This is a genomic window from Bacillus sp. Y3, assembly GCF_008123875.1.
Taxonomy (GTDB): domain Bacteria; phylum Bacillota; class Bacilli; order Bacillales; family Bacillaceae; genus Bacillus; species Bacillus altitudinis.
Genome location: NZ_VSSC01000004.1, coordinates 358,804 through 377,507, shown reverse-complemented (window position 1 = coordinate 377,507; position 18,704 = coordinate 358,804). Strand labels below are relative to the sequence as shown.

24 protein-coding genes are annotated in these 18,704 nt (G+C 39.9%); 12 read left to right on the top strand and 12 right to left on the bottom strand.

Features of this window, described 5'->3' with window-relative positions; genetic code table 11:
• Nucleotides 1–7: 7 nt before the first annotated feature.
• The 3 genes from FXF70_RS11625 to FXF70_RS11615 form a co-directional block, all read right to left on the bottom strand.
• Nucleotides 8–1,231, bottom strand: coding sequence for a cation:proton antiporter (locus tag FXF70_RS11625; RefSeq protein WP_007497140.1), 1,224 nt, complete (start codon nucleotides 1,229–1,231; stop codon nucleotides 8–10).
• 3 nt (nucleotides 1,232–1,234) lie between these two features.
• The gene (locus tag FXF70_RS11620; RefSeq protein ID WP_017366937.1) at nucleotides 1,235–1,732 is read right to left on the bottom strand and encodes a cation:proton antiporter regulatory subunit; all 498 of its coding nucleotides are present in this window, start codon (nucleotides 1,730–1,732) and stop codon (nucleotides 1,235–1,237) included.
• Nucleotides 1,733–1,796: 64 nt separating this feature from the next.
• On the bottom strand, nucleotides 1,797–2,123 hold the full coding sequence (locus FXF70_RS11615; RefSeq protein WP_224559635.1) for a potassium:proton antiporter: 327 nt from the start codon (nucleotides 2,121–2,123) through the stop codon (nucleotides 1,797–1,799).
• 135 nt (nucleotides 2,124–2,258) lie between these two features.
• On the opposite strand from FXF70_RS11615, the gene FXF70_RS11610 reads away from it, so the two are divergent.
• Complete coding sequence (locus FXF70_RS11610; RefSeq protein ID WP_148780276.1) at nucleotides 2,259–3,074, top strand: enoyl-CoA hydratase; 816 nt, start codon at nucleotides 2,259–2,261, stop codon at nucleotides 3,072–3,074.
• Between the two features lie 35 nt (nucleotides 3,075–3,109).
• On the opposite strand, the gene FXF70_RS11605 is transcribed toward FXF70_RS11610, so the two are convergent.
• Nucleotides 3,110–3,298 (bottom strand): YhzD family protein, encoded by a 189-nt coding sequence (locus FXF70_RS11605; RefSeq protein ID WP_148780275.1) that lies wholly within the window; start codon nucleotides 3,296–3,298, stop codon nucleotides 3,110–3,112.
• A 173-nt stretch (nucleotides 3,299–3,471) separates the two neighbouring features.
• Between FXF70_RS11605 and FXF70_RS11600 the strand changes: the two genes are divergently transcribed.
• The 4 genes from FXF70_RS11600 to FXF70_RS11585 all read left to right on the top strand — a co-directional run bounded on the left by FXF70_RS11600 (nucleotide 3,472) and on the right by FXF70_RS11585 (nucleotide 8,844).
• Entirely contained in the window at nucleotides 3,472–4,686 is a 1,215-nt protein-coding gene (locus tag FXF70_RS11600; RefSeq protein WP_148780274.1) for a metallophosphoesterase family protein, read from the top strand.
• Nucleotides 4,687–4,702: 16 nt separating this feature from the next.
• Nucleotides 4,703–7,489 (top strand): ATP-binding protein, encoded by a 2,787-nt coding sequence (locus tag FXF70_RS11595; RefSeq protein ID WP_148780273.1) that lies wholly within the window; start codon nucleotides 4,703–4,705, stop codon nucleotides 7,487–7,489.
• 62 nt (nucleotides 7,490–7,551) lie between these two features.
• On the top strand, nucleotides 7,552–8,505 hold the full coding sequence (gene yhaM / locus FXF70_RS11590; protein ID WP_007497151.1) for a 3'-5' exoribonuclease YhaM: 954 nt from the start codon (nucleotides 7,552–7,554) through the stop codon (nucleotides 8,503–8,505).
• 108 nt (nucleotides 8,506–8,613) lie between these two features.
• Nucleotides 8,614–8,844: a sporulation YhaL family protein gene (locus tag FXF70_RS11585; protein ID WP_017360318.1), complete on the top strand. Its 231-nt coding sequence runs from the start codon at nucleotides 8,614–8,616 to the stop codon at nucleotides 8,842–8,844.
• Between the two features lie 55 nt (nucleotides 8,845–8,899).
• On the opposite strand, the gene FXF70_RS11580 is transcribed toward FXF70_RS11585, so the two are convergent.
• Entirely contained in the window at nucleotides 8,900–9,775 is an 876-nt protein-coding gene (locus FXF70_RS11580) for a peptidylprolyl isomerase (RefSeq protein ID WP_007497153.1), read from the bottom strand.
• Nucleotides 9,776–9,936: 161 nt separating this feature from the next.
• On the opposite strand from FXF70_RS11580, the gene FXF70_RS11575 reads away from it, so the two are divergent.
• The gene (locus FXF70_RS11575; protein WP_008361129.1) at nucleotides 9,937–10,023 is read left to right on the top strand and encodes a YjcZ family sporulation protein; all 87 of its coding nucleotides are present in this window, start codon (nucleotides 9,937–9,939) and stop codon (nucleotides 10,021–10,023) included.
• A 145-nt stretch (nucleotides 10,024–10,168) separates the two neighbouring features.
• Nucleotides 10,169–10,258 carry a YjcZ family sporulation protein gene (locus FXF70_RS11570; protein WP_017360317.1) on the top strand — a complete coding sequence of 30 codons (90 nt, stop codon included), beginning with the start codon at nucleotides 10,169–10,171 and terminating at the stop codon, nucleotides 10,256–10,258.
• 53 nt (nucleotides 10,259–10,311) lie between these two features.
• On the opposite strand, the gene FXF70_RS19265 is transcribed toward FXF70_RS11570, so the two are convergent.
• Both FXF70_RS19265 and FXF70_RS11560 read right to left on the bottom strand, forming a co-directional pair.
• Entirely contained in the window at nucleotides 10,312–10,497 is a 186-nt protein-coding gene (locus FXF70_RS19265) for a hypothetical protein (RefSeq protein WP_072368131.1), read from the bottom strand.
• 82 nt (nucleotides 10,498–10,579) lie between these two features.
• Nucleotides 10,580–11,098, bottom strand: coding sequence for a DUF3267 domain-containing protein (locus tag FXF70_RS11560; RefSeq protein WP_007497155.1), 519 nt, complete (start codon nucleotides 11,096–11,098; stop codon nucleotides 10,580–10,582).
• Between the two features lie 234 nt (nucleotides 11,099–11,332).
• On the opposite strand from FXF70_RS11560, the gene FXF70_RS11555 reads away from it, so the two are divergent.
• Nucleotides 11,333–11,677 (top strand): YhaI family protein, encoded by a 345-nt coding sequence (locus FXF70_RS11555; RefSeq protein ID WP_007497157.1) that lies wholly within the window; start codon nucleotides 11,333–11,335, stop codon nucleotides 11,675–11,677.
• On the opposite strand, the gene FXF70_RS11550 is transcribed toward FXF70_RS11555, so the two are convergent.
• Both FXF70_RS11550 and FXF70_RS11545 read right to left on the bottom strand, forming a co-directional pair.
• The gene (locus tag FXF70_RS11550; protein ID WP_008348891.1) at nucleotides 11,655–12,269 is read right to left on the bottom strand and encodes an HTH-type transcriptional regulator Hpr; all 615 of its coding nucleotides are present in this window, start codon (nucleotides 12,267–12,269) and stop codon (nucleotides 11,655–11,657) included. The two genes, FXF70_RS11555 and FXF70_RS11550, sit on opposite strands and share 23 nt — an antisense overlap.
• 187 nt (nucleotides 12,270–12,456) lie before the next feature.
• Nucleotides 12,457–12,813, bottom strand: coding sequence for a YtxH domain-containing protein (locus FXF70_RS11545; RefSeq protein WP_007497160.1), 357 nt, complete (start codon nucleotides 12,811–12,813; stop codon nucleotides 12,457–12,459).
• Between the two features lie 128 nt (nucleotides 12,814–12,941).
• Between FXF70_RS11545 and yhzF the strand changes: the two genes are divergently transcribed.
• Entirely contained in the window at nucleotides 12,942–13,133 is a 192-nt protein-coding gene (yhzF, locus tag FXF70_RS11540) for a membrane protein YhzF (RefSeq protein ID WP_008348888.1), read from the top strand.
• A gap of 47 nt (nucleotides 13,134–13,180) precedes the next feature.
• Here yhzF and FXF70_RS11535 read toward each other — a convergent pair whose 3' ends face one another.
• The 3 genes from FXF70_RS11535 to FXF70_RS11525 form a co-directional block, all read right to left on the bottom strand.
• Nucleotides 13,181–13,699 carry a tryptophan transporter gene (locus tag FXF70_RS11535; RefSeq protein WP_008348886.1) on the bottom strand — a complete coding sequence of 173 codons (519 nt, stop codon included), beginning with the start codon at nucleotides 13,697–13,699 and terminating at the stop codon, nucleotides 13,181–13,183.
• A gap of 125 nt (nucleotides 13,700–13,824) precedes the next feature.
• Nucleotides 13,825–14,904 (bottom strand): 3-phosphoserine/phosphohydroxythreonine transaminase, encoded by a 1,080-nt coding sequence (gene serC, locus FXF70_RS11530; protein ID WP_007497164.1) that lies wholly within the window; start codon nucleotides 14,902–14,904, stop codon nucleotides 13,825–13,827.
• 158 nt (nucleotides 14,905–15,062) lie between these two features.
• On the bottom strand, nucleotides 15,063–15,491 hold the full coding sequence (locus FXF70_RS11525) for an HIT family protein (protein ID WP_008348883.1): 429 nt from the start codon (nucleotides 15,489–15,491) through the stop codon (nucleotides 15,063–15,065).
• A 487-nt stretch (nucleotides 15,492–15,978) separates the two neighbouring features.
• On the opposite strand from FXF70_RS11525, the gene FXF70_RS11520 reads away from it, so the two are divergent.
• From FXF70_RS11520 to FXF70_RS11510, 3 genes are read left to right on the top strand one after another with little or no spacing between them, the layout of a single operon-like run.
• Nucleotides 15,979–16,719: an ABC transporter ATP-binding protein gene (locus tag FXF70_RS11520; RefSeq protein ID WP_008348877.1), complete on the top strand. Its 741-nt coding sequence runs from the start codon at nucleotides 15,979–15,981 to the stop codon at nucleotides 16,717–16,719.
• Nucleotides 16,712–17,932 (top strand): ABC transporter permease, encoded by a 1,221-nt coding sequence (locus FXF70_RS11515; RefSeq protein ID WP_148780272.1) that lies wholly within the window; start codon nucleotides 16,712–16,714, stop codon nucleotides 17,930–17,932. The genes FXF70_RS11520 and FXF70_RS11515 overlap by 8 nt, the downstream gene beginning before the upstream one ends.
• A gap of 46 nt (nucleotides 17,933–17,978) precedes the next feature.
• The gene (locus FXF70_RS11510; protein WP_025207035.1) at nucleotides 17,979–18,686 is read left to right on the top strand and encodes an EcsC family protein; all 708 of its coding nucleotides are present in this window, start codon (nucleotides 17,979–17,981) and stop codon (nucleotides 18,684–18,686) included.
• Nucleotides 18,687–18,704: the final 18 nt, after the last annotated feature.

Below are 18,704 nucleotides of genomic sequence, written 5' to 3'. Positions count from 1 at the left end.
TTTTCAATTAAATGGTTGTTTCTCTTTTTACTTTTGGTTTTTCAGTTTTCCATTTGAAGATTTTGTTTAGGATTTGATAGATACGCTTTGATTCTTTCGTCACTAGCGGTCCTAAAATCGCAAGGATTAATACATATAATGCAGCAAATGGCTTCAATGTAGCGGCAAGCCCGCCTGCAATCCCAAGTTCGGCTACAATGATGGAAAACTCTCCTCTTGATACGATGGTTAATCCAATATTAGAAGAGGCTTTATGAGAGAAACCGGCTCTTCTTCCAGCAAACATCCCAGCGGTGAAGTTCCCGATCAAGGTGAGAATGACAGCACCGATCGCAAGCCAGAAGGCATCTCCTAATGTAAATGGATCAATACTTAGTCCAAAGCTGAAGAAGAACATGGCGCCAAAGAAATCTCTAAAAGGAACAACGAGATGTTCAATGCGGTCTGAGTGCTCTGTTTCTGAAAACACAAGACCGAGTAAGAGAGCGCCAATGGCCTCTGCGACATGAATCGTCTCTGAAAAACCAGCCACGAAGAACAAAGCGGCAAAAATGACAATGATAAATACTTCATTTGAACGGATATCGAATAGTTTGTTTAATAGTTTTGGCAGCTTACGCGCGATGATAAAGAAAATCATCATGTAACCAAAAGCGATTAAAATAGATAATAAGGCACCGCCAACGGACGTGGCATCTCCAAGGACAAGACCGGATACGACAGATAAATAAACGGCGAGAAAAATATCCTCAAACATAATAATCCCAAGAATTAACTCTGTTTCAGGGTTCGCTGTCCGTTTTAAATCGACAAGGACTTTGGCGACAATGGCGCTGGATGAAATGGTGATAACGCCTGCCATAATGAGAACTTCGAGGAATCCAAAGCCTGTGATAAACCCATAAAGCAATCCTAAGCTAAAGTTGATCAAAATATAAATAGATCCGCCGACTGCAATGGATTTACCCGATTTTATGAGTTTGCCGACAGAGAACTCAAGCCCCAGATAGAATAGAAGGAACAGGACACCCATTCTACCAAAAAACGAAATAATCTCGGTGCTCTCGATAAACTTCAAATCAATGATCCCGATGGTTGGTGCATGCGGACCAACAATCATCCCGAGGACAATGAGAAAAGGAATGATAGAAAATTTAATTTTATTGGCGATTAAGCTGGCAATGGCGATGAGAATAAGCGCCGTTCCAACTTCAAAGACTAAATGATCCATTCATCACTCTCCCCCTCTAGAAAGAAAATCACGTATCAATCGCTTCAAGTGTTTTCTTTCGCCTGAAATGACCATCGTATCATTTGCTTGAATAATCGAATCGGCACCGGGGTTGAGTAATTTTTCATTTGTATGTTTAATGATCGCAATGACGGTGACTTCATAATTTTGTCTCACATCTAAATCGCCGAGTGTATGTCCAACCGCTTTTGCGTCTTTTTCTACCTTAAACCATTCAATGATCAAATCATTGAACGCCATTTCAATCGTTTCAAGTGCTTGCGGCTTATACACCATACCGCCAATAATGGCAGCAATTTGCCGGGCTTCAGCATCATCGAGAGAAATGGTGGACAGTACTTCATCTGGATCTTCATCGTCGAAACGATAAATCTCCCGTCTACCATCATCATGAATCACAATCGTCATCTTTTCTCTATTTCTCGTTTCAATTTCAAATTTCTTTCCAATCCCAGGAAGATCATTTTCTTTAATGTTCATTTTATCCCTCCGAATATGATAGGTTTTGTTTTTCATATAGTGAGTACGGATGAAATAAAATGAATCAGTCGAGGTAATTTGATTGGTACATAACGGGGATCGCACACTTCATTTCTAAAAAACATAAATCAATAGATAACGCTGTGGTTGAAGCAATCTTTACAAGAAAAGCTTTTGAAGCGCCCATTGATAACCTCTGTTTTAACAGAAGAGATGCGGCATGTTTTTTTGAAAATGGAGGTGTCTTCACAGCATTGATTTCTTCATCATAAATCGATGGAGAAATCAGGCTGAGTGTGCTCGCTTCTGCTTGTGAAGCAAAAACGACATTTGAAAAGGGAGAAAACATGACGATGCAGCTAATCAATATACATATGGAACTTCTTATCAATCATTCTCCCCCTTTCATATGATGTTTTATTTCTTATTTTACTATATAAAAATATATTTCTCGTTTCAACAATTATGCTTATTTTAGTATCAGTTGATCTTGAAATTTTTTATGTAGAGGAAAAGGAATTACTTGATGGAAATTGAAGTAAGTGATGAGCTTGAAAAGAAAGAGGGGGAATGGATGATGACATATATCAATTGTCAGGTAGATGGGGATATTTTTGAAATCGTTTTCAATAGGCATGAAGCGTATAATTCGTTTCATGTTGACATGTTTGCTGAATTGAAGGAAGCGTGTGATAGAGCGAGTGAGAGCAGTGCGAAAATTGTTGTACTCAAGGGGATGGGCAAAGGGTTTTCAGCAGGCGGAGATATTGGAATGATGCTAAAGCAAGATCGTGAAGAAGATTTTCATCGCGTGATGGATCTGATCGAGGGAATTACACTTTCTTTAGCCAGTATGAAAAAAGTGACGATTGCACTTGTCCACGGAGCAGCGGCTGGTCTTGCTTTTAGCTTTGCCCTTAGCTGTGACTATTTGTTTATGCATCAAGATGCTAAACTTGCCATGAACTTTAATGGAATCGGGTTAATCCCAGATGGCGGAGGGCATTTTTTCCTCACCAAAAGAGTTAGTGAACAAACCGCTAAACAATTGATTTGGAGCGGGCAAAAGCTGCCGGCTGAAGAAGCGCTCAAGCTTCGCCTTGCAGACGGCGTGTTTCAAGATGAGGTGGATACGTATCAGAAAGCGTGCGTCAAGCCGTTTTTAAATATGCCGCTTCAAGCCTTTGTTGAAACAAAGATGATTTATTTTCAGCAGTCAGAATCACAGCTGTTAGCCGTTCTTCAAAAAGAGCGTGCTGCACAAGCTAGACTGAGACAAAGCCGTGATCATCAGGAGGGTGTTCAAGCGTTTTTGGAAAAAAGACGTCCTGTGTTTCATTAAATAGAAGAATGAATGGCCGGCGGATGCCGGCTTTTTTAACGTTCAAATAAAAGAAGTTTACCTGCATCATTGACAAGCCGGTGAGAATGCTTTTTGTATTGTTGTTCGATTAAACGATGCCGTCCTAATTCTTTTGCTTTTTCATCACTATCTGTGGTGATTTTTTCATTTAATAAGGTTTCACCTGACGAATCAAATACAGTCAAAAAGTAGGTTTTCTCCATCTCTGATCTTCCCTTTCTTCTTGTTTTTTAATGAATTATACAAGGAGGAAGTTAAAACCTCTTTTTTCACCCCTAAAAATGTGTTTTTTAGAATAAGAGCGATAGAACGTGCATTCGTAAAAACGGCGTGATAAAATATGGACAACTACAGTAACGTACAAGGAGATAGACGTTTGACGAAGCTCACTTTTATTCATGCCGCAGATCTTCATTTAGATAGTCCGTTTGCGGGAATGTCCAATATACCGAACCGAATTTTTAAGAGGTTGAAAGAAAGCACATTTCAAAGTGCCAAGAACATGTTTGAACTTGCAATTGATCGAGAAGTAGACTTTATGCTGCTTAGCGGAGATCTATTTGACGAATCGAATCGCAGCCTAAAAGCACAGCTTTTTTTAAGAAATCAGTTTCTTCAGCTGCAATCACACGGGATTGAAGTGTTTATTATTTATGGTAATCATGATCATTTAGGTGGTGAATGGACACCAATTGAGTGGCCAGAGAATGTTCACGTTTTTTTGAGCAGTACGCCAAGTGAGCAAGCCTTTTATAGAGAAGGTCAGCTTGTGGCAAGTATTTACGGGTTCAGCTACAAAGAGCGGGCTGTCCATGAAAATATGACACCTTATTATGAAAAAAAAACAGATGCCCCCTATCATATTGCCATGCTTCACGGCACATTAGCAGGTCAAGAAGGGCATGATGCGTATGCACCATTTCAGCTTCAGCAGCTTCTAGCGCGGGATTTTGATTATTGGGCGCTTGGACATATTCATAAGCGGGCTCTTCTGCATGAAGATCCAATGGTGATCTATCCTGGAAACGTGCAAGGAAGACATATAAAAGAAACAGGAGAGAAAGGCTGTTATGTCGTCTACCTATCTGAAGATGCTCAAAGAGCGGAGTTTATGAGCTGTTCAGATGTCATCTTTGAGACATTGACAATAGATATCACACATACCGCTCATATGACCGATCTTGTGACACTTGTGGACAAAAAGATGAGTGGACTGAAAGAGAGAGGTGTTGCTCATTTTGTGAAAATCGTACTAACTGGCGATGCTCCTGCTTATATGGAGCTCACGCAGCTTGAAGTGCTTGAGGAGCTGATGGCTGTACTTCATGAACAGGAGGAACATGAAGACTTGTTCGTTTGGGTGATGTCGATTGACTGCCGGACACATGAAGATGCCGTCTATCCAGAAGATTCTTTTTTGACAGAACTAACAGCAGAAATTGCCGAGTTTGATGCGTATGATGAGCTGCTTTTACCGATCAAGCGTCATCCAACCTATAGAAAAGCAGGAAAAGTTCTTACAAAAGAGGACGAGATCGATATTAAAGAAGAGGCACAAAGGCTGCTGGCAGAACAGCTGAAGCAATTATGAGAAAAGGAGAGGCATGATGAAAATACGTTCACTCCATATTGCGAATTTCGGGAAATTTTCCAATCAAACCTTCCAATTTTCTGATGACGGTTTTCAGTTAGTTTATGGCCTGAATGAATCGGGGAAAACGACATTGAAGGCGTTTATTGAATCGATGTTATTTGGTTTTTCCAAAAGCCATATGTATAAGCCAAAGCATGGCTCGTTTTATGGTGGTTCTCTTACGTGTTTAGATGAGGAATTAGGTGTGATTCATATTGAAAGAACATCTGATCATGGCGGCCAAGCTCAGGTGTTGCTTCCAAATGGTGAAGTGAAAGATGAAGCTTTTCTACATGCGATGTTAAAGGGAACGGATCGCAGATTATACCAATCGATCTATTCTTTTGACGTGTTTGGTCTGCAAAATGTACAAGCATTAAATCAAGATCAAATAGGGGAATTTTTACTCTTTTCAAGTTTGTTTGGCTCAGATGCGGCATCCAAAATGGACAGTAGGTTGCTAAAACAGCAGGAGCAGCTTTTTAAACCGAATGGACGTAAGCCTGAATTAAATCAGCAGCTTGATCATGTAAAAGAGCTGTCAGGTAAGTTGAAACAGGCCAAATTGGTAGAAAGTCGTTATACCGCAAAGAAAAAAGAACAAGCTGAATTAACCGAAAAGGTAGAAATGCTTCAGCATGAAATGAGACAGACTGAAGAAGAGATTCAGCTTTTGACGGAACATATTCGACTTTATCCTATGATAGAAAACAAGATAGAGTTAAAAAAAGATTTGGCTAGTTATCCAGAACGTGTCAAACGGTTTAGACCGGAAACCGCGCATGAACTTGATAAATTAGAATCACACCTTCACCCAAAAAAGGCGCAAGTGACGGCACTGAAACAAAAATTAGATCATTTGCAAACGTCGCTCACGCAAGTTCAGCCACTCTATGACAAGGATACGGTATTGGAGATGAAGCGAGTCATAGCTGAATCATCTGATGCTGAACTTGTGAAGAAACGCTTAGCAGAAGGGAAAACAGAGCAGAATTCTTTGAAACAAAAAATAGAAGAAGCATCAGCGAAGCTGAAGTGGCAGCGTCCAATCAAGCTTGACCAGCTGGATGATTCACTTGACTTTGAGTGGGAATTAAAAGAGGCTGTGAGCCAATACGTTCGTTTAATGGATAGGAAAACACAGCTCGATGACCGGTTTGATCATGCAAGACATGAGCTTGAAGAAGCGGAAACCGCTCTAAAAGGATTAAAGGAACAGCCCGTTAATCAGCAAGATGCAGAAGATGTCAGGGGCACAAGGGCTACAGTGAAACAGAATCATTCCAGAGTGTGGTTATTCCCGCTGATGTTCGTGCTATGTGCTGTCATTCTCACGGTCTTATTCGTTTTAGCAGAGAGCTGGGTGACGTTACTGTTTGCAGGATTTTCTGTATTTATCTTGATCGCAATTTATCCAGTGCTTAAACAGACTCAGATGAAGGAAGCAAACGACAGTAACGCCTATCATTCCTTTCAAGTTCAAACAGCTTCAGCTGAAACGCTAGTGAAGCAAAAGGAGCTTTTATACGAAAGAATGATACAGCAATATGAAGACTGGGAGCGGGAACTGGAACCTGTACAGCAGCAAGTAGAAGGTATGAGAAGGCAGCTGGGTTTGTCCTCAGAGCTCTCATTCCTTGTGGAAGCTTTCCATATCTTGAAACAATTAAAAGCGAATACAGCGGCATATGAGGCGCTTAACAAGGAAATAGAGATGCTCACACAGCAGCAATCGACCTACGAGCAAAGAGTTTCAGCGCTCATGAGTCTCCTTCAAAGAAAAGAAGGGACCATTCAAGAGAATATCTCAGCCTTTCAAGAGATATTGAAAGATGAGGAAAAAAGAGAAAAAGAACGTCAGACATTGCACGTATCCATTCAACATGTAGAGCAGCAGCTGACAACATTAGAAGGAGAAGTTCAATATTATGAAAAACAAACGGACGAGCTTTTTCGAAAAGTAGAAGCAGCGTCAAAAGAAGATTATCATGTCCTATCTCATCTATCCAAAGAATACCGGGAGCAGCTGTACAATTTGCAGCAGCTGAACCAAGAGCTGCACAAAAGCGGTTATATAGATGAGGAAGAGGTCATTGTCCGTAAAGGTTTACGCATCCTTGAGGAGCAGTGTGCACAAGCAAAAAGACGTCTGAATGACATGCAAGAGAATGCGACGAATATGAAAAAACGCTTGGCAGAATTAGCAGTAGAAATACGCCAAATAGAAGCATCAGGTACGGTGTCTGATTTGACTCATCAGCTTGCTGTAGAGCAGGAGCAGGCAAAGCACCTAGCGAAAAAATGGGCGGCTATTCAGCTCGTTCGTTCCGTCATTCGAGAGAAACTCAATGAGCATAAAGAAACGAGGCTACCAGCACTCCTCCAAACAGCTTCCCGATTTATTCAGCCGTTAACGAATGATCGATATGAAGTGATTTTATTTTCTGCCGAAGATGACCGGCTGATTGTGAAACGGAGAGATGGACGCCTATTCCGCCCGGAGGAGCTTTCACAAGCAACATGTGAGCAGATTTATCTCTCGATTCGTTTTGCACTTGCTTTGTCCCACCAGCAAGATTGTCAGCTCCCATTTATGATGGATGACAGTTTCGTTCACTTTGATCATGTCCGTCTAGACAGGGTGCTGGAGCTGATGAGTGAACTCACTCGTTTTGAATCACAGCTGTTTTATTTCACTTGTCATCATTATATGAAACAAGCAGCGGAAGACGGGCAGATTACGAGTTTAGTAGTGGAATGATTGACAAATTATGACTTATGTTATACTTATATGAGCAGAAACATGGAAGGAGCATTTATTGAATGGCTAAAGGGATCATGACCTATGACGTCGGCGAACAAGTTGACCTGCATTTATTAATTAAATCATCTACTAAAGGGATTGCGAGTAATGGCAAACCATTTTTAACGTTAATTCTTCAAGATCAAAGTGGAGATATTGAGGCGAAGCTATGGGATGCAAAGCAGAATGATGAACTCACATATGCTGCGCAAACCATTGTGAAGGTAGTAGGTGATATTCATCATTATCGCGGAAGGAATCAGCTGAAGCTTAGGAATATACGTCCTGTTGCTGAAAACGAGCAAATCCGCATTGATGATTTTCTAGAAACAGCTCCTATTCCAAAGCACGATATGATGGATACCATCATGCAATATATTTTTGATATGAAAAACCCTAATATTCAGCGTGTCACAAGACATTTGCTGAAGAAATATGGACAGGAATTCGCTGATTACCCAGCAGCTACGAAAAACCATCACGAGTTTGTTTCGGGTCTTGCCTATCACGTGGTATCGATGCTTCATTTAGCGAAATCCATTGTTGATCTATACCCATCACTAGATCGAGATCTTTTATATTCAGGGATCATTCTACATGATTTAGGGAAAGTCAAAGAGCTTTCGGGTCCTGTCTCCACCACATATACAGTAGAAGGGAACTTAATTGGCCACATTTCTATTATGGTGACAGAAATTGCGAAAGCCGCAGAGGAGCTTGGCATTGATTCTGAGGAAATTCTGATTCTGCAGCATTTAGTGCTGAGTCATCATGGAAAAGGGGAGTGGGGCAGTCCTAAACCACCAATGGTGAAGGAAGCCGAAATTCTCCACTATATAGATAATTTAGATGCAAAAATGAATATGATGGATCGTGCGCTTGAGCATGTGAAGCCAGGAGAATATACAGAGCGTATTTTTGCACTAGAGAATCGTTCGTTTTATAAACCAACCTTTCACAATGAATCATCATGATAAAACGCCCGTTTGATGCGGGCGTTTTTTTTCATAACTTGTCTTCTTTTCGCATAAGCATGTAACACAAAGGAAGAGAGATTAGTCCTGAAAAAGGGGGGGAAGACGATGTTATTTTTTCCATGGTGGGTATATGCATGTATCATTGGCATTATTTTTTGTGCCTATAAATTAATGACGACAGCCAAAGAGGAGCAAGAGATTGATCAATCCTTTATTGAAAAAGAGGGAGAAATCTTTATCGAACGAATGGAGCAGGAGAGAGAGCGTAGACGTCAAGGACAGCAAATGAAACGATCACAGGAAACGGCGAAGCATGAGGACCATTCGATTGCATAATCAATAAGAATAAAAAAACCCCTCTACAAGTTCATGTAGAGGGGTTTTTCGTTCATTATTGGTTTGTTGTTTGTTGTGTGGTTTGCTCAGATTTTTCTTTGAATGTATTTTCAAGTTCTTTATCTTTTACTTTCACATCAGCATCTTTCACCAATTTGTTTAAGATCGTCTGAATTTCATTGTTATCTGCTTGTTTTTGATCAAGCAGTTCTTTTTTCAAGTCTGCTTTCATGTCATCGTATTTACCGCGTTCTTCGGTCTTTTTAATGATATGGTAACCAAATTGAGATTTTACTGGTTTGCTGATTTCATTTACTTTTAGTTTGAAGGCAGCTTTACTGAAGTTCTCATCCATTTGGCCATCTTTTGCGAACCAGCCTACATCGCCGCCTTGTGCTGCTGAAGCAGTGTCAGTTGAATATTCAGATACAAGGTCATCCCATTTTTCGCCTTTATCTAATTTCTTTTCTACTTCATCTGCTGTTTTCTTGTCAGCAACTAAAATGTGGCTTGCACGGATTTTCCCTTTTAGGTCATCATAATACGCTTTTACTTCTTTGTCAGTGATTTTGATGTTAGCTTTGGCAGCCTTTTGAGTCAGCAGCTCATATTTTACTTGATCTTTGATGTAATCTTTTCCGAATTCATCTTGAAGTTGTTTTAAACGATCTTCACCAAGTGTCTTTTTATATTCTTCCAATTTCTTATCAATTTCTTTATCTGATACTTTGTATTTGTCAGCAAGAACCTTTTGTTGAACAAGTAGGTTTAAAGCATCTCCACCTGCTTGTTTTTTAAGTGTTGTGTAAAGCTCTTCTTTTGTGACATCTCCTGATTTTGTTGTTGCGATCACTTCTTTGTCACCGCTACTGCATGCGCCAAGAGTTAAAACACTTACTGCTGTTACAGCTGCTAAAGCCATTTTTTTCATTCAAAAAACACTCCTAATCTTTCCAATTTATTTATCATTGCTTGTATCATAACATATTGTGACATGCTGTAAAAAGAAATGCAAATGGGAGGGCATTCGTCTAGTCAAATTTTTGCGACCAACATACACATATATTGATCACAAAAAGGAGGCTGAATTATATGGGAGCAGGATATTCTAATGGGTTTGCTTTATTGGTCGTGCTATTCATTTTGCTGATCATCGTTGGTGCAGCATATCTTTATTAATTAAATCGCTGTTACAGAAAGGAGCCGTCCTGCCATGCGTGCGGGCGGTTCTTTTTTAAAACGATGACAAGTGCCTAAACGTTTTAAAATTTTCTGCATACACTGAGCTTAGAACAGAGGAAGAACTGGCAGGAGGTGTTTTCACATGGGAGGAGAAGTCTTTGCTGGCGGTTTTGCACTAGTCGTCGTATTATTCATCTTATTGATCATTATCGGTGCATCTTGGATTTGCTAATAAATCATCATACACAAAAAGCTGCCATCAAACAGGCAGCTTTTGCTTTGATCTTAAATAGATATGGTAATTTCAACAAATGATGAGATCAGTAAGATCAGTATCGATACATTGATAAAGCGAAACACCTTATCTTGCCGTTCTTCAGGAATCTCTCTGACAAGGCATAATGTATTAGTAAGCCTGTTTATTGAATACACAATAAACGCGGCAAAGACGATGAAGTAAAATAAAACTATCGGAGATCCCCCCTCTCTATGCTATTCCCATACTACATTACCAAATTTTTTATGAAAAAGATAGAAGTTGGCTTTAAAAACCTCATGATGAGGAAGTTGGGTCAACTAAAATATCAAACTCGTCTTGGGCTTGATCAATGATGCATGATTTTGGCGCTTTGAGCAGTTTCCAAGCAAATAAAAAGTCAGGCAAACAATAGCCTGCATGAATACTTGCGATCATGATAAAATAGTGTGCGTACATTGGAAATGCCATTCCTAAAACAAAGTAAACAGGTGAGATGACACAAAACGGGCTGAGCAGTGAGAAAAGCATCACTCTCTTAGGCACGCGCTGCCAGCAATTTCGTTTAAATAACGTCATTTTTTTCTTATGTTTCATGACTGGGATCAAGTGAACCACACGGTGGACAAGCAATGTCGCAAGTAAAAGCACGACAAAAAGTGGTGCATTGTGACTGCTGAGTCTCGTTTCAGGATGAGTCAGTTGAAAACATAAAAATGCCATAATGAAAAAAAATACAGTAAGACATATGGCTGAAATCATCATTCTCGTATAACCATAATCCTTTTCAAGATTAATGGTCTTCCAACAATTCATTTTTCATCCTTCCAATCTCAAAAAAACTAATTGAATATCTCAAGATAATTTACTCTTCCTGAGGATAAAAATCAATGGTTTTCAAGAAAAAAAATAAATTGTTACATTCATATGGAATAAAGAGAGGAAACTTTGGGTTTTTCAAGAAAAAAAGACATAAGAGGGAGGTTCGTCTCTTTCGTCAATGAGTAATTTCGGCTAAAATAGAGTGACTAAGAGAAAGAGGGAACGTACATGAGTATTGAGGAACGAATGAGCCAGCTCGAATATTATATGGAACTGTTACTGACGGCGACAGATATGAGCCGTTATCCATATTATGCGCTATTGATCCGGCAGCGTGTATCGAAAGAAGAGGCAAAGGACATTGAGCGTATTTGTGCTGAGCTCTCAGATGAAATGGACAAGCAAAAAGCACAAGGCTATGTCATGTTCGACGATCTCCTTGCGCTGTTTGCGGGACAGTTAATTGAAAAGCTGGATGTTCATGAGACGATTTTTGCTTTGCATGATCAAGGGCTGTTTCAGCCGTTAATGAATGAATTTATAAAGATCATTAAACAATTTGATTTGCTTTAGCCGCTTTTTCCTCTGCTGAGTCTTCAAGTTCTTCAGGCTTTTTCGTGACTTTCCCACGTTCATTCAAAAAGTCCTTCTCAATGTTTGAAAACGATTTCTCAAAAATCTCCATGAAATCCTCACCATAAATGTTTCGGATAATACACATCATTTCTAAAATTTCAGGGAACTTTCCGTAAATGTCATGAAGCGGCTGTGCGCCTTTGACAATACCAGTTCGGGCCGGGTCGTAATCTTCGAGTAGTTTATGGAATGTCTCTTCGCCTTTTGGCGTTAGTTCAATATACGTATTGCGTTTATCGTTTAACTTTTTAGAAAATTTTAAAAATCCTCTTTCCTCTAATTTTTTAGAGAAGTTAAACGCCGTTGATACATGCATGACGCCAAACTTTGCAATTTCTGATATTGAAGCTCCTTTTAATTGATACGCAATCCACAAAATATGATGTTCATTGATATTTAGGTTATACGGTTTGATCCACTGCTGCCAGTCCTTTTCAATGGATTTCCAAAGAGCTTTGCTCAATTGGGCCATTCTTTGACTGAATAAAAGTGCTTCTTTTACATCGAAAGGCTGTTCCGAATGATTCATCCATTTCACCTACTTCTCTTTTTCTTGTAATTCTATTATGCCAATAAAATAAAGATTAATAAAGCTGAAAATTCAAGAATTTTTAAAAGTCATGAAAAACATTGACAAAATAACCTTTTTTCAACAAAAAAAGTGCGGGATACGCACCCCGCACACTTTTGTAAACGAATATTTTTTTGTGAGTATATTAGTTTTGTAAGGTTTTCTCCAGTTGTTTGAGCTTTTCCTCAATTTCCTGAATTTCCTTTTGTAAGTCCTGCTGATGAGGTTTGATTTCCTCGCGCCATTGCTGAATGGATGTTTGCAATTCAGTTCCGACCTCTTTAATGACCTCAGCACTTTCTTTTGCGGTTTCAACAATCTGCTCTTTTAAAGCTTGTCCATCTCTTTTTAATCTTGTCAGCGTATCTTCGAATTTGTCATAGCCGTCTTTCATCTTTCCGCGTACATCTCTGCCAGAAGAGGGAGTCGTCAGGAGCACTGCCGCACCTCCGAGGAGACCGCCTACAAATAATCCTGTTAATAAAGAACGTCCACTAGCCATTCCAATCACCTCTAGTCAAATTTTACACATTCGCATGTTCTCTCTGAGCTGACGATCAGCTTCATTGAACTTCCATACATAGCTTGCTTTATTTTAGCATACTTTTGAAGAAAAGGGAGGGGAGAAGGTTGTCTGTCTTTCTGTTCGTTTTTACGTGTATGTGTGTGATTTTCGCAGGTGGTTCTATTCATTATGTAAGGCAGCTTGGGTATGCAGGGTCTTATCCGCCAAAACATGTATTAAGACAAAAAGCAATTGTGTGTGCAGCAGGTGCAGGGATTTCGCTCTCCATTTTGCTGCTTACCCTTTTTCTTTTATAGAAGCATGAAAAAAACCTCTTCATTTGATGAAGAGGTTCAGTTATTCGTTAAGCGACTTCAATCATTCTTGCGCGCTTTAATATGGACTGAGCAATCGGGAAGACAAATACCATAGCTATCGTATTGATCACAGTTGCTGGCAGGACAACACCTACAAGAAGTGCTGGTAACGCAGCCGGCAGTCCAGTAATCAGTAAAGCGGCAGATAGGAAAATCACGCCCGATACGACGGTCCCAACAGCGGTGAGTACAGCGGTCAGAACGACTTTGTTCTTGATCTTCTGGCAAGATAAGAAAAGGGCTAAGAAGATAAAGGCTGTCACCGGTTTATCAATCATATTTGGAATTTGTCCGCCTGGAAAACCTGTTGTCAAAGCGGAAATGACCCCCGTGACTAGGGCGATCACAACGACATGCTGTACCTTCGGAAAAAGGATGATGCTTAAAAACATCATAACCAGCATCATATCAGGTTTCATTCCGAAAAAGATGGGCGGGAAAATCGTATGCAAAACAGCTCCCATTGCTGCAAGCAATGACATAATCACTAATTCTTTTGTTTTCATTTCTATGCTCTCCTCTGCTAAGCTCTTAGGACTCTCCAATAATATGGCTGATCATTTATTGCAAGAGTCATGACTTTATATTTCTCGTTATTATAACAAATTTATTTCACGATAGAAAAGCCTTTTTACTCATTTTCTTGCTGGAACTTTTTCATAAAGTCCGCAAGCTTTTGGCAGTCTTCTATAGAGACGGCGTTGTAAATCGAGGCTCTGCATCCGCCAACAGAACGGTGGCCGGCGAGTCCAACCATTTGTTCTTGTTTTGCTTTCTCCACAAAAGATGCAGTGAGTGCATCATCACGAAGGGTAAACGTGACATTCATATGCGAACGGCTATCAGCACGTGCATGTCCTTTGTAAAAACCGCCGCTTTGATCAATCGTATCATACAGAAGCGCTGCTTTTTGTTCATTGCGTTTTTCTGCTGCTTCTACACCGCCCGCCTGTTTCACATGCTCCAGGACAAGAGACAGCATATAAATCGCAAAAGTCGGTGGTGTGTGATAAAGAGAATTGGCTTTGGCATGTGTTGAATATTTTAAAATTTTAGGTGTGCCGCTTTTTTCTTTCTCTAATAAACGTTTGCGCGCGATCACAATCGTGATACCAGAAGGCCCTAGATTTTTTTGTGCCCCGGCATAAATGAAATCAAATGAAGACACGTCTATTTTTTTGCTGAGAATATCACTGGACATGTCGGCAATAAGCGGGAGTGACGTGTTCGGGAACGTTTTCCACTGAGTACCGAAAATGGTATTGTTCGATGTGATGTGCAAGTAAGCACCGTCATTTAAAACGGACGCATCTACATCTGGAATATACGAATAGTTGTCGTCTTCACTTGAGGCAAACACTGATGTTTCACCAAACCCTTTTGCTTCTGACAAGGCTTTCTCTGACCAAGCACCTGTTTGGATGAAATGAGCCGTTTCGCCTTCATGTAAGAAGTTCATCGGAATCATTGCAAATTGAAGACTTGCCCCGCCTTGTAAAAAGAGGACCTCATAATCTTCTGGAATGTCCATCAATTCTACCAAGAGTGCTTTCGCTTTATTGTGGACTTCTTCATACTCACCGCTGCGATGAGAAAGTTCCATCACAGACATTCCGGTTTGTTTAAAATCAACAAGTTCTTCCTGTGCTTTTTGAAGCACTTCTAGCGGCAGCGCCGCCGGACCAGCATTAAAATTCGTCGTTCGCTTCATCACAATCTCTCCCTATTTCTCGCGTTAATGGATCAAAAGATAAAACCATCCTATCACAAATTTGAAGCATTTGGACAAAAAATTTGAATCGTCCTAAATATCTTACGATTCACAGGATAAGCACAGAAAAGAGGTGAAAAAAAGAAAAACCTCATCCATTAAGATGAGGTAAGGCGCGTATGAATGGCAGAAGAAATGTCTTTTAAATCCTCTGATGTATATTGATCTTGGTGAGATTTCCATACGGCACCAAAGCCGTCGCCTTTGCCATAACGCGGAATAATGTGCATATGGTAATGGAACACAGATTGTCCGGCTTTTTCACCGTTGTTGTTCAGAAGGTTTAAACCAATTGGTTCAAATTCTTGCTTAATCGCTCTAGCAATTTTCGGAATCGCTTGGAAGTAATGATTAGACACTTCTGGTGTCATGTCATAAATGTTTTCTTTATGTATTTTCGGGATTACTAGGGTATGTCCTTTCGTTACTTGGCTAATATCAAGAAAAGCCAATACGTGCTCATCTTCATATACTTTTGCACATGGAATGTCTCCATCAATGATCTTGCAAAAAATGCAGTCGCTCACGCCATGTCACTCCTCATTATTTTTCCTTTATCGTATCACAAAAAGAAGCAAAAAAGAAAACAGGACAAGCGAACTCCTTTGGTCGCTCATCCTGCTCCTGCAGAAGAAATGCTGATGCTTTCATTTGATATGCCTTTTGAATTCTCTATTTACTGAAATAAAGAATTCATATGCCTGCTATTTCTGCCGTAAACACCTCATTTGACGTTTTGGTTCGTCGTATACATATTTGTATAGGACACAAAAATCAAGAATCAGTGAAGCAAAACAGAAGCTAAGGTTTTTAGATGAAAAACCAATTTGTCATGCGGTCATTGCCTTTAACAAACACCTCATTTACGTATTGGTCATCAAGTTCATTTCTTCTACATACATTATGATGACCAGTATGCCGATGTTTTATTCATGAGTTGTCTATAGGTAAACATTTCAAATTGTCTTTCGTTTTTGGTACTATAAAGGAAAAAAGAAAGAAAGGAACGAACTGATGTCCCTTCTAACTGTAAAAGATGTAACGGGTGGATATACAAAGAATCCCGTTCTGAAAAATATTTCATTTGAATTAGAAAGAAACCAAATCGTTGGTCTCATTGGCTTAAACGGGGCGGGAAAAAGTACAACCATTCGTCATATTATTGGATTAATGAAACCTCATAAAGGGGTCATTGAGCTGAACGGACGAACCCTTCAAGAAGATCAAGAGGCGTATCGTTCACAATTTACGTTTATTCCAGAGACACCTGTCTTATATGAAGAATTAACGTTAAAAGAGCATTTAGAGCTGACAGCGATGGCTTACGGCCTTTCAAAAGAACAATTAGAAGAACGTCTGCCGTCTTTGCTGAAGGAATTCCGAATGGAGAAGCGATTGAAATGGTTCCCTGCTCATTTTTCTAAAGGGATGAAGCAGAAGGTGATGATTATGTGTGCGTTTCTTGTGGAGCCAGAGTTGTATATTATCGATGAGCCGTTTTTAGGGCTTGATCCGCTTGCGATCAACGCACTATTAGAACGGATGAATGCGGCGAAACAAAATGGCGCAAGTGTTCTGATGTCAACGCATATTTTAGCCACAGCGGAACGTTATTGTGATTCCTTTATTATTTTGCACGAAGGAGAAATTAGAGCGAAAGGAACACTGACAGAACTAAGAGAGCAGTTCAACATGAGAGATGCGACACTCGATGATCTTTATTTGGAATTAACAAAGGAAGAAAGCTATGAGTAAAACAACGCAAACCATTTGGAAATCACGATTAGAAGAACACGTACAAGAAACAAGAAAATATTTAAAATATATGTTCAATGATCATCTTGTGATTGTGCTCATTTTTTTCCTTGCAGGCGGGGCGAGCTGGTACAGTAATTGGCTGAAGCATATTCCAGCTCACTTCCCATCCTATTGGGTCATGGCAGTTGTTTTCTCATTGGTACTGACTAGTTCTTACGTGCGAACGTTGATCAAAGAGGCAGATCTTGTGTTTATGCTTCCTTTGGAAGCTAAGATGGACCCTTATTTAAAACAAGCGTTTAACTTTAGCTTCATTTCTCAGTTATTTCCTTTGATTGCCGTGTCCATTATTGCACTTCCGCTATATTCGGCTGTCTCCTCAGGCGATCTGATGCTATATGTGCTCATTTTGGCGCAAATGATCTTAATAAAAGGTCTGAATACAGCGATTCAGTGGAGAATCACTTATTTTCAAGGGAAACATGTCAGATGGATTGATGCAGTGATTCGTTTTCTGCTCAATACAATGTTAATGTATACCGTTTTACAAGCAGCTTATGCCATTGCCATCGTCTTTTATCTTTTATATGCTGTCTATCTCATTTATCTAACAAATGCAGTAAAAAAACAGCCCTTTCAATGGGAATTGCATATTTCTGATGAGTTAAAACGAAAACAGCGTTTTTACCGCTTGGCAAACTTATTTACGGATGTCCCTCATTTAAAGAAACAAGTGAAAAGAAGGGCGTATATGGACTGGGTCTTGCAGTTTGTTCCTTATGAACAGCGTAAAGCTTTTTCTTATATGTATGTGAGGGCGTTTTTACGTTCAAATGACTATTTTGGTCTTGTGTTTAGGTTAACGGTCGTGTTTGTGCTCATCCTCTTGTATACAGGTGCAGCATGCTGGGTGGGGGCATTACTTGTCTTGTTTACAGTCTTTATCACAGGTGTACAGCTTGTCCCGTTAACAAAGCACTTTGCTCATCTGTCGTTACAGGCACTTTATCCTGTGTCTCAGCAAGAAAAAGATCGAAGCTTTTTTGTTCTCGTACGAAATGTACTCATTATCCAGTCAATTTTACTGAGCTCCGCCGTTTTCCCAGCAGGTGGATGGAAGGGAAGCGGACTTGCTCTTCTCATTTCATTGGTATTTGTGCTTGTCCTATTTAAGCCTTACGTACAAAGTAGATTAAAAAAGATGAGATAAGCATTTTTTACAGCGTGTGTATGATGTCACCAAGGAGGGAACTGGGATGAATGCAGCTGAACGGGAACTGTATGAAGAGGCCATTTTTTTTCAAATGCGTTTTTTAAGAAAACCATCCAAGATCGAGCGGTTTTCAAAAGGCGTTCAGCAGCAAGTGAATCGCCGAATCCCTACTCGATTTCATCAAGTCATCACAAGTGCGGTGAAAACAATGGTTGAATCCACCGTATCAGGAAGCCATTTTACTTCATTTACAGTCATTGATGAACAATTGTCTATTGTAGAGCGAAATGAGCTGGCAAAGGAAAAGGTGACATATTATCAAAAGGCCGCTGCGATTGAAGGAATTGGCACAGGTGCGGGTGGATTGTTTCTCGGAATGGCGGATTTCCCTCTCCTTTTGAGTATTAAAATGAAATGTCTATATGAGCTTGCTTGTATATATGGATTTGATTTGTCTCAAAAAGAGGAAAGGCTCTTTTTGCTTTGTATTTTTCAACTCGCCTTTTCAAGCAGTGCACACCGTCAAAAAATGATGAAACTCATTGAAGAATGGGAAACAACCCGGGAAGAAATGGATTGGTATAGCTTTCAGCAGGAATATCGAGATTATATTGACCTTGTGAAGCTGTTTCAATTAATGCCTGTGGTCGGTGCCGCTGTTGGTGGGGTGGCAAATCATCAGCTGACAGGACAGCTTGGTGAAGTCGCACGCCATGTGTTTCACTTGCGTGTGTTGAAGGAATTGAAATAGAAAAGCCGCTGTTGGGCA